13 protein-coding genes are annotated in these 12,358 nt (G+C 37.6%); 7 read left to right on the top strand and 6 right to left on the bottom strand.

Annotation, left to right across the window (positions count from 1 at the left end; genetic code table 11):
* Positions 1–73: 73 nt before the first annotated feature.
* Positions 74–1,111, top strand: a complete 1,038-nt coding sequence (locus tag ACWPWK_RS13995; protein ID WP_109371629.1) for an AbrB family transcriptional regulator — start codon at positions 74–76, stop codon at positions 1,109–1,111.
* 114 nt (positions 1,112–1,225) lie between these two features.
* Here the strand turns inward: ACWPWK_RS13995 and ACWPWK_RS14000 are convergent, their stop codons facing one another.
* Complete coding sequence (locus tag ACWPWK_RS14000; protein WP_109371627.1) at positions 1,226–1,576, bottom strand: YacC family pilotin-like protein; 351 nt, start codon at positions 1,574–1,576, stop codon at positions 1,226–1,228.
* A gap of 212 nt (positions 1,577–1,788) precedes the next feature.
* On the opposite strand from ACWPWK_RS14000, the gene cueO reads away from it, so the two are divergent.
* Positions 1,789–3,369, top strand: a complete 1,581-nt coding sequence (gene cueO / locus ACWPWK_RS14005; RefSeq protein ID WP_109371625.1) for a multicopper oxidase CueO — start codon at positions 1,789–1,791, stop codon at positions 3,367–3,369.
* Positions 3,370–3,528: 159 nt separating this feature from the next.
* Entirely contained in the window at positions 3,529–4,071 is a 543-nt protein-coding gene (gene hpt, locus ACWPWK_RS14010) for a hypoxanthine phosphoribosyltransferase (protein WP_109371623.1), read from the top strand.
* A gap of 69 nt (positions 4,072–4,140) precedes the next feature.
* Here the strand turns inward: hpt and can are convergent, their stop codons facing one another.
* On the bottom strand, positions 4,141–4,794 hold the full coding sequence (gene can, locus ACWPWK_RS14015; RefSeq protein ID WP_072070989.1) for a carbonate dehydratase: 654 nt from the start codon (positions 4,792–4,794) through the stop codon (positions 4,141–4,143).
* Positions 4,795–5,643: 849 nt separating this feature from the next.
* Between can and ACWPWK_RS14020 the strand changes: the two genes are divergently transcribed.
* The 4 genes from ACWPWK_RS14020 (at position 5,644) to ACWPWK_RS14035 (ending at position 9,034) form a co-directional block, all read left to right on the top strand.
* On the top strand, positions 5,644–6,579 hold the full coding sequence (locus tag ACWPWK_RS14020) for an ABC transporter ATP-binding protein (protein ID WP_109371621.1): 936 nt from the start codon (positions 5,644–5,646) through the stop codon (positions 6,577–6,579).
* Complete coding sequence (locus tag ACWPWK_RS14025; RefSeq protein ID WP_109371619.1) at positions 6,576–7,346, top strand: ABC transporter permease; 771 nt, start codon at positions 6,576–6,578, stop codon at positions 7,344–7,346. Before ACWPWK_RS14020 ends, ACWPWK_RS14025 begins: the two co-directional genes overlap by 4 nt.
* Before the next feature lie 185 nt (positions 7,347–7,531).
* On the top strand, positions 7,532–8,764 hold the full coding sequence (locus ACWPWK_RS14030; RefSeq protein ID WP_109371617.1) for an MFS transporter: 1,233 nt from the start codon (positions 7,532–7,534) through the stop codon (positions 8,762–8,764).
* Positions 8,765–8,851: 87 nt separating this feature from the next.
* Positions 8,852–9,034 (top strand): DUF2526 family protein, encoded by a 183-nt coding sequence (locus ACWPWK_RS14035; protein ID WP_109371615.1) that lies wholly within the window; start codon positions 8,852–8,854, stop codon positions 9,032–9,034.
* Between the two features lie 100 nt (positions 9,035–9,134).
* Here the strand turns inward: ACWPWK_RS14035 and htpX are convergent, their stop codons facing one another.
* The 4 genes from htpX to ACWPWK_RS14055 form a co-directional block, all read right to left on the bottom strand.
* A complete protein-coding gene (gene htpX / locus ACWPWK_RS14040; RefSeq protein ID WP_109371613.1) occupies positions 9,135–10,100 on the bottom strand; it encodes a zinc metalloprotease HtpX in 966 nt (321 codons plus the stop codon).
* 75 nt (positions 10,101–10,175) lie between these two features.
* Positions 10,176–10,736, bottom strand: coding sequence for a LemA family protein (locus ACWPWK_RS14045; protein WP_088493630.1), 561 nt, complete (start codon positions 10,734–10,736; stop codon positions 10,176–10,178).
* A 247-nt stretch (positions 10,737–10,983) separates the two neighbouring features.
* The gene (locus ACWPWK_RS14050) at positions 10,984–11,802 is read right to left on the bottom strand and encodes a dimethyl sulfoxide reductase anchor subunit family protein (protein ID WP_109371611.1); all 819 of its coding nucleotides are present in this window, start codon (positions 11,800–11,802) and stop codon (positions 10,984–10,986) included.
* 2 nt (positions 11,803–11,804) lie between these two features.
* Positions 11,805–12,356, bottom strand: a complete 552-nt coding sequence (locus ACWPWK_RS14055; RefSeq protein WP_109371609.1) for a 4Fe-4S dicluster domain-containing protein — start codon at positions 12,354–12,356, stop codon at positions 11,805–11,807.
* Between the last annotated feature and the right edge of the window lie 2 nt (positions 12,357–12,358).

Genomic DNA, 12,358 nt, shown 5'->3' on the forward strand with positions numbered 1-12,358 from the left:
CACTATTTGGTTATTAAATATTTATACAAATGCTAGGATGGAAACAATAATTAAAAAAGCTGGATAACACAACATGTCGTTTTTAAAAACTCTGCCAGGTATTCTATTTTGTGCATTAATCGGTGGTGTTCTTACCCTTTCAGGTTTGCCTATGGCTCTGATGTTTGGGCCAATTCTCGTTGTCATTATTGCTTATCGTTTTAAATGGGAGCTTGCGGTTCCTAAACATACATTAACGTTTATTCAACTCACGTTAGGTACATCGGTTGGCTTAATGTTTAACCAAGTTCATTTAGGCAATGCTGATAATTTAATCATTCTATTACTGACGTTGGTTGTTTGTTTAGCCATTCAATTTTTTGTGAGCTATTTTTGGTTCCATCGCCATATTGGTTGGACGAAAGAAGAATCAATGTTAGGTGCCGTACCCGGTGCGATGGCAGCTATTTTGGCGCTCACTGATCACACTAAAACGCCACCACAAAAAATTGTTATTTCTCATACTATTCGTTTAATGGTGTTGATTATTATGGCGGGTTTTATCGTTGGTGCTGATAAAGCGAATATGCCTGAATTTTCTATACCTCAAATAACCCTTATATCATTGTTGTGGTTATTATTAATTGTTGCTTTAGGGTTGGGTTCAGGGCTTTTATTGCAGAAAATCCGATTTCCCGCGCCTTTTATGCTGACGTCATTAGGCAGTGCAATACTGGTTCAATCTTTTGTCAGTGAACCTATTGCTTTTCCAATGCTACTAAATGAATTGAGCATGGTTTTAATTGGTATGAATATTGGCGCGCACTTTGTTGTTTTCCCACTTTCATCACTGATTAAAAATGCTTTTTCTTCTGTGCAAGTGGTGATCATTAATGTGATTTTAACCGTGATTGTGGCGTATGGCGCAGCTTATCTAACGGGTGTACCGTGGGCAACGTTAGTATTAGCTTGGGCGCCAGGAAGTATGGAAGCTATGACATTTGCTGCGATAACCATGAATGTCGATGCCGCCTTTGTGATGTCGAATCATATTTTTAGAATGCTGATTATTCAAAGTATTCCATCTGTTGCTTTATATTGGAATGAATATAGGCAGAAGAAAAATAATTAGCATTAAAGAAAGGTAGAAAAATCTGTTGATAACCTCTATAAGTCACTTTATATCGCGACTGTATTTAAAGAGGTTATCTTGCTTTATTTCTTAAAAAGTGAATGAACACAAGTTTTAATAATTTAACAAACTTAGTGATTTATTCGCTAATAGCTGACATTTCTTACTGTGCGTCACTTCAATACCTTTTAAATCGTTGTAACTATCTTCATTTAATTGGCTCATCGGCAACGTTGAGTAATTACTGACATCCCATTGTTGTGAGCGAGAAAATACCATTAATGCTCTTTCAATTTTAGATTTTGATATTTGCTCATAACCACAATCTTTATTTAGGAAAAGGTAGATAGCAGTTAAATCGGCCAAGTCTTCTGCTTGCGTATAGGTTAACGCTTTTGCACCCGAAGAAAAGAACATAGAAAAAGAAAGCGTTAGCGAGAAAAACAAGACGAACATTTTGTTCATTGGTTGTGATGTTCCTCAGTGTGATGATTTAGCAAGTTTTGTTATTTGGCTTAATAAAGTTAAAAGTTTTGCAAAGACCCGTTGTTTTGTTGGGGTTTAAATTGACCTTCCAGTAAGGGGAAACTTTAGCATCAGTAATAGTTTACAAAGCTTTTTTATTCATCTTATTTCGATAAATACATAATAACTTGTTTTTATTCAAAGGATACATTATGCAACGTCGCGAATTTTTAAAATTAGGCGCAACATTAAGTGCTGTCACATTATTACCGAGCTGGAGTCGTTTTGCGTTTGCCCAAAGTAACACGCCTTCATTGGCTATTCCACCTCAAATTACCCCAGATGCCCAACAAAAGATTGTTCTTAATATTCAACAAGGTGTTTCTCAATTTATTCCGACGGCAAGTACAACAACTTGGGGTTATAACGGCAGTTTATTAGGACCCGCATTAAAATTGAAACGTGGTCAACCTGTTACTATCAATATCAATAACCAACTCCCCGAAACGACAACTGTTCACTGGCATGGGCTTGAAATTAGTGGCGAAGAAGATGGTGGTCCTCAAGCAACGATTGCACCAGGCAAATCTCGCACGGTGACTTTTACACCAAACCAAGTTGAATCAACGTGTTGGTTCCATCCTCATACGCATGGTGTAACAGGTCAGCAAGTGGCTATGGGGTTAGGCGGATTAGTGATTATTGAAGATGATGAAACCGCAAACCGTAAATTACCTAATCGCTGGGGCGTTGATGATTTACCTGTTATTTTACAAGACAAACGTTTAGATAGTGATGGACAAATCGATTATCAACTCGATGTAATGAGTGCGGCGATTGGCTGGTTCGGCGATATGATGTTGACCAATGGGGCGATCCAACCACAGCATATTGTGCCAAAAGGCTGGGTAAGATTACGATTCTTAAATGGATGTAATGCGCGTAGCTTAAATCTTGCCACTAGTGATGGCAGACCCATGTATGTGATCGCCAGTGATGGTGGATTATTAGCAGAACCCGTAAAAGTAACAGAGCTTCCTATTTTAATGGGAGAGCGTTTTGAGGTTTTAGTGGATACCTCGGATGGTCGAGATTTTGATATTGTCACTTTACCTGTACGCCAAATGGGTATGGTGTTAGCACCGTTTGATAATGTATTACCTGTGTTACGTTTATTGCCGTCAGTAGAAAAAGCACAAGGTACTTTACCTGATCAATTAGCATTAATTCCGGCATTACCAACACTCAGTAACATTGCAACTCGTACATTACATTTGCGTATGGATATGCGTTTAGATATGCAAGGCATGATGCTATTAACAGAGCGTTATGGTGATAAAGCTTTAGCGGGTATTCATCATGGAATGAGCCATATGCGCCAAGGTAACGGCAGCGGCATGATGGGCGGTGGAATGAATTGTGGTCATGGTAATGGTGATTTAGATATTTATAATGCCAATAATATCAATGGAATACCATTCTCAATGACTGAACCCGCATTTGATGTGAAGCAGGGCATTTATGAACGTTGGGTTGTTTCTGGTCGTGGTGACATGATGTTGCATCCATTCCATGTGCATGGTACGCAATTTCGTATTTTATCTGAAAATGGTCGCGCGCCAGAAAAACATCGCCAAGGTTGGAAAGACATCGTGAAAGTTGAAGGTCAATTTAGCGAAATTTTGCTGAAATTCGATCATTTAGCCACAAAAGCGCATCCATTTATGGCGCACTGCCATTTATTAGAACATGAAGATACCGGAATGATGGCGGGTTTTACCGTTAGCAAATAATCAAACACTGTAAAAACCATTAATATCAGTAAGATAAATTAATAAATGGCATGAAATTGATATTTTGTGCCTTTATTTTCATTAAATCAGATCATCGCATGATGAAGGAAGTTCTGGTACAATCGTTTGCTTTCCCCGTTAACCCAATCGAAATAAATCATGAAACATATTGTTGATGTCATGATCTCTGAAGAAGAGATCAAACAGCGTATTGCTGAGCTAGGTCGTGAAATCACAGAACATTACCGCCCACGTCAAGAACAACACGATCTTGTTTTAATCGGCTTGTTAAAAGGTTCTTTTATTTTTATGGCAGATTTATGTCGTGAAATTAATGTGAACCATGAAGTCGATTTTATGACTGTATCAAGTTACGGTAATGGTATGACGTCAACGCGTGACGTTAAAATCATTAAAGATCTCGATGAAGATATTCGTGGTAAAGATGTTCTGATTGTTGAAGATATTATTGACTCAGGTAATACCTTAAATCGAGTTAAAGAGATTTTAAGCTTACGTGAGCCAGCTTCTATTTCTATCTGTACTTTATTGGATAAACCCTCTCGTCGTGAAGTTGATGTGCCAGTTGAGTGGATTGGTTACTCCATTGAAGATAAATTTGTTATCGGTTACGGCATCGATTATGCACAGCGTTATCGCCATCTGCCTCATATTGGGCATGTAACGTTATTAGATGAGTAATCAATTGACTTCAAATAGAAGTGAAAAAACCCGCTGAAAAGCGGGTTTTTTGTTGGTGTGCGGAGTGTATTAACGTGGATGGCTTAATTTTGCCATCGCTTGGCGATAAGAAAGTTCAAGTTTTTCACGACTATCAGAAGTGACATCTAAATCGTGTAATTCCCCGTTATTTAACCCATAAACCCAGCCGTGGATCATCACTTTTTGTCCGCGTTTCCACGCTGCTTGCATAATGGTAGAGTGACCAAGGTTATACACTTGTTCGATAACGTTTAGCTCACAAAGTAGGTTTAATCTATCATGTGGTGCCAGTTCGCCTAACATGGAACTGTGCTTGTACCAAATATCGCGGATATGCAGTAACCAGTTATTGATAAGACCTAATTCAGTGCCTTCAATCGCTGCTTCAATACCACCACAACCATAGTGACCACAGACAATAATATGCTCAACTTGCAATACATCAACAGCATATTGGATCACTGAAAGGCAGTTTAAGTCAGTGTGGATGACTAGGTTTGCTACATTACGGTGAACAAATAAGTCCCCTGGTGCTGCGTTGATCAATTTTTCTGCTGGAACGCGGCTGTCAGAGCAACCAATCCATAAAAAGTGAGGTTTTTGACCTTTACAGAGATCTTTAAAAAACTGAGGATTTTCTTCAGTAACAGATTCTGACCATTGCTTGTTATTGGCTAACAGCTCTTCAATTTTTCTCATCATGACGTGACTGCCTGTAAATTCGGTTTCCCACCATTTGCGCTGACAGTACGCCAACACGAAATAGCTCTTGTGTTATTGTTGGATGCGAGAGATCCGTTAAGAAAGGGTATTTTTATACCATTACTTTTGAATTAATCAGAGGGCTTTTTAAAGCCAAGTGACAGATAATTGCTTGTATTTTTTCGCGTTCAAATAAGATAGATCTTTTTATAGCATTTGTTTAATGAATTTATCAATACATTCTTTGATGTAAATCAAATGTATAAAAAGATAACTGTTTGTTAAGCCTACTGTTGTATTATTCAAAAATAGACACTTATAAATATTATATAAATAAATCTAATGATTGTGATTATTGGTTTTATTTTTATACTGAAAGCATAAATGATAAAAAAATAAAGAGCATCATTGATTGGGGTAATGAATAGCGAGATAATATTCATCAGTAAACTTGAGAAACAAAGGCAATAATTTTATTGGTATCAATTAGGCTAAATGATTGCACTAAGGGATAAAGTTATTAAAACATCAGAATATCAGTAAGAAATAAAAGAACCTTGAGCCTTGATTGTTAATTTACATTCTCTTCAGGTCTTATTCTTTGTTATTAAAATAGTTAAAAAATATTTATTTATTCGTTTGTGTCATAAACCCTAAAACGGTTTATTTACGACCTTATTTTCTCTAGAATATCCTTATTCCATTTTGATCTTATTGAACTAAGCCTATTTTCTGAATTGAAGCGTGTTAGCAACGCGTAGCATTAGCAAGGTTTAGTTGAATAGCTATTTTCTGATTTCAGCTCAGTCAATGCTGAATAATGCAGTTGATAAAAGGTAATTCCCACTTATGACGTATGCATTGGAGTTAACGGAGTTAACGAAAACTTATCACAATGGCGTAAAAGCGCTAAAAGGTATTAACCTCACCGTTGAGGCTGGCGATTTCTATGCTTTATTAGGTCCTAATGGTGCGGGTAAATCGACCACGATTGGTATTATTAGCTCTTTAGTCAATAAGAGTAGCGGCAAAGTAAAAGTGTTTGGTTATGACACCGATACCGATATGGTAAATGCAAAACGCCAGTTAGGATTAGTGCCACAAGAATTCAATTTCAACCCTTTTGAAACCGTATTACAAATTGTTCTCAACCAAGCGGGTTATTATGGCGTGCCTCGTAAATTAGCACTAGAACGTGCCGAAATTTACTTAACTCAGTTAGATTTGTGGGAAAAACGGGATGATAGAGCGCGTTTTTTATCGGGAGGGATGAAGCGTCGTTTGATGATTGCGCGTGCGTTAATGCATCAACCGAAATTGCTTATTCTTGATGAACCTACCGCGGGGGTTGATATTGAATTACGTCGCTCAATGTGGACGTTTTTAAAACAATTAAATGCTGAAGGTACCACTATTATTTTAACGACTCACTATTTAGAAGAAGCAGAAATGCTGTGTCGGAATATTGGTATTATTCAACGTGGCGAGCTGGTTGAAAATACCAGTATGAAAGGTTTATTAAGTAAATTAGAGTCTGAAACATTTATTTTAGACTTAGCACCTAAAAGCCCATTACCTGAATTACAAAATTATCAATATCGCTTGGTTGATACATCGACTTTAGAAGTCGATGTTAAAAGAGAACAAGGATTAAACAGTGTTTTTGCTCAACTTAATGCACAAGGTATTCAAGTGTTAAGTATGAGAAATAAAGCCAATCGTCTTGAAGAATTATTTGTTCATTTAGTGAATGAAGATCATACAGTAGAAGGAGAGAGGGAATGATTCAGCTGTATTGGGTAGCCCTCAAAACAATTTGGATTAAAGAAGTTACCCGTTTTGGTCGTATTTGGGTGCAAACATTAATTCCACCAGTGATAACAATGTCTCTCTATTTTGTTATTTTCGGGAACCTAATTGGTAAACGAATTGGCGATATGGGTGGCGTAGATTATATGCAGTTTATTGTTCCTGGCCTGATTATGATGGCAGTAATAACAAACTCTTATGCCAATGTTTCCTCTTCCTTTTTTGGTGCTAAATTCCAACGTAGCATTGAAGAATTATTAGTTTCACCTGTTCCAACGCATGTTGTTATTGCAGGTTTTGTCGGTGGGGGTGTTGCTCGTGGTATTTGTGTTGGGGTATTAGTGACGGTAGTTTCACTCTTTTTTGTACCATTGGAAATACACTCTTGGACAATGGTAGTCGTGACATTACTGATGACCTCAATTGTATTTTCACTCGCGGGGTTATTAAATGCGATTTTTGCGAAAACCTTTGATGATATTAGTATTATTCCAACTTTTGTTTTAACACCATTAACCTATTTAGGCGGTGTGTTTTACTCACTGTCACTCTTGCCTGAATTCTGGCAAGGGGTATCTAAATTAAACCCGATTGTTTATATGATAAGTGGTTTCCGTTATGGTTTTCTGGGAATTACCGATGTCTCTTTAACAGTGACGATTAGCGTATTGTGTCTTTTCATTGCTGTGTTTTATGTTATTGCATGGTATTTAATTGAAAAAGGTCGTGGTTTAAGAAGCTAATCAAAAAGACACGATCGATAGTTATAAAGTTTGAAATCGGTATCTTAATTAGAGATACCGATTTTTTTTAGCTATTTTTTCAGCATAAATGTTAATTTTTATTTAAATAATGACTTCGCTATTAACAAAATGGTTTTTCTTGTTTAGTATACTAAACACTTTAATGGGGATGGAAAGGAAAGGAAATGACAACGGCAAGCCAAACAGGCAAAGCACCTGAGGCAATCTCTCGTAATAAACTTTTATGTATTGCAGGCATGGGATGGACTTTTGATGCAATGGATGTGGGACTATTGGCCTTTTTACTCACAGCATTAAAAGAAGATTGGGGATTAACCGCATCGCAATTGGGTTGGATTGGTAGTGTAAACTCAATTGGTATGGCAGTCGGCGCTTTTGTATTTGGCATTATGGCGGATAGAAAAGGGCGAAAGCCTGTTTTCATCTTCACATTGCTATTGTTTAGCTTAGGTTGTGGATTAACGGCATTAGCAAGCTCTTTAATGGTCGTGCTTGTTTTACGCTTTTTTATTGGTATGGGATTAGGTGGGGAATTACCCGTTGCTTCAACACTGGTCAGTGAAAGTGTTGAAACCCATGAACGAGGTCGTATTGTTGTTTTACTCGAAAGTTTTTGGGCAGTAGGTTGGCTAATTGCGGCTCTGATTGCGTATTTTATCATTCCTGATTATGGCTGGCGTATGGCTATGCTATTAAGCGCATTACCTGCGGTATATGCCCTTTATCTACGTTCAAAATTACCTGAGTCTGTATCTCCTCACACTTCACAGAAAAAAACACGTTTATCAATTCGCCAATCAATGGCATTAATTTGGTCACCTCAATATCGTCGTTCAACATTAATGTTGTGGATATTATGGTTTTGTGTGGTCTTCTCTTATTACGGTATTTTCTTGTGGTTGCCTAGTGTCGCTATGTTAAAAGGCTTTAGTTTAATTAAGAGCTTTCAATATGTGCTTATTATGACATTAGCGCAGTTACCCGGTTATTTTACGGCGGCTTGGCTCATTGAGCGCTATGGGCGAAAGTTTGTTTTAGTGACTTATTTAGCTGGAACGGCGATCAGCGCATATTATTTTAGTGTGGCTGATTCTACCGCGACACTGCTTATTTTCGGGATGTTGTTATCGTTCTTTAATTTGGGAGCTTGGGGCGCTTTATATGCTTATACGCCAGAACAATATCCCGATGGAATTCGAACAACGGGTGCAGGAACAGCAACCGCAATAGGGCGTATTGGCGGAATATTAGGGCCTTTAATGGTGGGATATTTGGTTCAATATCAATTTAAAATAAGCTCAATATTTCTGATTTTCAGTTTTTCGATTGTAATTGGAATATTAGCGGTGATGTTATTGGGGCAAGAGACAAAAAATAAGCCACTTAACTCAATTTAGTCATGCTTTGTGCGACTAAAAATATAGAATTTTTCTTTCTTGTAATATGATAGCAGTTAAGATTTTTATGAGAAAAAGGAAATAACGATGTCTCATTATGATGAAGTGGTTAAACAGGTTGATGATGCTATTGCCACAACCAGTATTCAAACCATGAATGAACTTTTAGTGGAATTAGGTAAAGATAAAACGATTGAGTTTCCACAGCGTTATGAGCAACAAGAGCGTTTACGTACGGCTATTTTCCATCACGGTGAAAAACATCGTTAGTCGGATTGTTGCTAAGAAATAAGAATTAAAAAGCGTTTTCACCTGTTTATCAATATGGTGAAAACGCTTTTTTCTTTTTACTACATTGTATCAACATGAATTAAAACGTTTTTCGACCTTCTAGCACTGCGATCCTATTTTCAATGGAGGGATGCGTTGAGAAAAACGAATCTCCTTTATTAAAAATAAAGGCTGCTTTACGATAAGCACGTCCCGTCGAACCATCTTCAAAATTTTCAGTGTCATGTTGTGCTGAAATTTTCTTTAATGCATTAATCATCGCTTGATTGTCTTGGGTTAAATCAACCGCAGTGGCATCTGCCATATATTCACGAGTACGGGACAAATAGAAATAGAGCACCTGTGTAATGATCGGCAACACCAAGTTTAGAATAATTAAAATGAGTCGTGCTTTACTTGCTGCATCATTACTTTTACCACCACGGTTACCAGAGGCAATATATAAGCGGCTACCAAAGATATTTGTTACCGTCAGAATAACGTTAGCTAATATACCAACATATAACGTTAGTCGTGAATCACCATGAATAATATGCCCTGTTTCATGAGCTAATACTGCTTGTACTTCTTGGCGATTAAGGCGATTTAATAAGCCTGTTGTTACACCAATAAAGGCGTTTTTCTCAGACCAACCCGCTGCGAAGGCATTCGCTTCTGGTGTATCAAGAAGATAGAGTTTAGGAATGTAGCCAAGAGTTGCACTTAAGCTAAGCTCTTCAACAATATTAAGGAGTTGGCGCTCTTGTGCATTTAAGGTGTCATCAGGACTAATTAATCGTGCATTCATTCCTGTTAGCATAATTTTATGCCCTTTAAAATGAATAAAGATAAGCAATAAAATCGAGATGGCGAGAATAATTAATGTTGCAATAGGGAGCGTTTTGAAAGTCAGAAATGCCAACATATTATCAGTAAGATCTAAATAAGGATTGGCTCCAATAGCAGTATCCACCAGCAAACCGATCATAAGCATTAAGAGTAAATATGTTGCTATAACAAAACGAGTTCGAATAGCATTTTTTCGTAGAACATTTCTGAAATCCATTAGTGACTCCAAACAGCACCGTTAAGTGCTGTTTTATCAATCTAGAAGTAATAAGTATCTCTTATCACTATCAAATTAATCGAAATTAATGCGGCGTGCTTCTTCTGCTTTAATGGTTCCTTCATCAAGGCGCCAGTACTCTTTATCAATAACAAGGCTTGGGAAAATTTTGACGATAAATACCGCAGGAATAGAGGCGATGAAAGCACGGTATTGCTCTAAAGTACGGTTGTAACCGCGCTTTGCAAAAGAGAGTTTATTTTCTGTTGAAACAATCTCTTCTTGTAAATTTGCCATGATAGTGTCGGATTTTAATTCAGGGTAATTTTCAACCGCAACATTAATGGCACCACTTGAGACAATTTTTGATAACTCATCTTCAGCCGCTTTGGCTTCTTTGGTATTTGCGCTTTGAGATTGTGTTCTTAATTCAGTTATTTTAGTAAATACTTCAGATTCATGACTAAGGTATTTTTTAACGGTGGCTAATAAGCTATCAAACACTTTGCCACGACGATCTAATTGCACTGAAATTTCAGTTTCACTTGAGATAACTGCTTCACGCATAGAGATAATACGGTTGTAATAATAAAAAATAAGACCTAATAACGCGATGGTAATAATTAATCCAGTCATGTGAAGCGCTCTCTTTTCTAATAGTAAACAGGGAATTGTGCTAAATTATTAATGTTAATTTTGCCTATTATTGATAAAGATAGCCAGATTATTATTTCAACAAAGATAAAAAGAATACTGATAAGGTAAAATCAATAATATGGGCGAGATAAAAAAATACCCCGAATAAATTCGGGGTAAAATGAAAAGTAATGCTAGGTTAAATAAGCAAGCTAACTAAGCTATTTAACCTAGAGAGATAACATACTTAAAACCAAGGTGCTTGCGCCATTACATTGCCATAAAACAACATTCTTCCTGTAATTTCGCCACTAAAAAGCATCAAAATAGCGATAATAGAGAGCGATGTTTTGCTAAATGAAGCACTATGAGACAACGTAATAATACAAATACCCATAATCAGACTAGCAATGACTTGCCACCATAATAATAGGCTTGCTACATCTGCACCGGGTACTTGTGCTCTCATAACTGATCCCACAAGTACTAATAATGCGCCGATTAACGTCCCTATTTTTAATGAATTGCTAATGGTTTTACCTTGTAAACGTAACCAAGGGATCATCGAGCCAAAGCCAAGTAACAACGCTGTACCAATAAAGCTAATTTGTGTTGCTGGTGTATGCCATAACGGGTGTGCCTGCATTTGGTAATAGATTTGTGCTGTAACCAAAATAACAGGCAAACCAATAACGCCACAAAATAAGCCAAGTAGGCTATTACGGCGGATGGCATGAGGTTGTACCCAACTGGCTAATGCCCATAATGAAATCAATCCATTTAGCATCACAAAGGCAATAGCTTCGCGACTTAACCAAGAGTGAGCGATACCTAATACAGAACGATAAGCGCCAAGTGGATCACCCAAGTGCCCCATCGACATTGAGGAGCCAACAACTTCAATTAGCCAAATCAGTGCAATCGTTGTTCGTAACGCTTTGGTATTTAATATCGTTGAGTTTTGTGTCTGGTTTTGCCATTGATACAGTGAAAGTGCTAATACGGCACCAATGCCCCACTGACTCATCACCGTAAACAGGACTAACGGCAGTTGATAATCATGCATGATTAATCCTCCATACCAATAATGACAATATTAGGATTACTGATGGTGTGATCAGGAACGCCATAGCGTTTTTCCAATAAAGCCCAATTTGTTGTATGTTTTTTACGTAAATCTTCAATGTCACCAAATTCGATGGCACTCGTAGGGCAAGACTCGACGCAACGTGGTTTCAAGCCTTCATCCAGTCTATCTGTGCACATGTTGCATTTACTGGTTTTGCCTTCAACGGGATCATAAACGGGTGCATTATAAGGACAGGCCATAATACACATCTGGCAACCAATGCATTTGTCATGATCTTGCACGACAATACCATCCTCGCGTTTGGTATAAGTGTCAGCTGGACAGACTTTTAGGCATTGTGGATCATCACAATGGTTACAAGACATAGTAATAAAGGCTTGTGCATTAGGTTGATCTTCGTTGAATTCACGAACACGACGCCATAGCACACCGGGTGGTGTTACGTTTTCAGATTTACATGCCATAGAGCAGGTGCGACAACCGTAGCAATCTTTGGTATTTATCAGAAAACCATACTGTTTCTTCGCCATGA

The sequence above is a fragment of the Proteus sp. Marseille-Q3619 genome, from assembly GCF_965283115.1.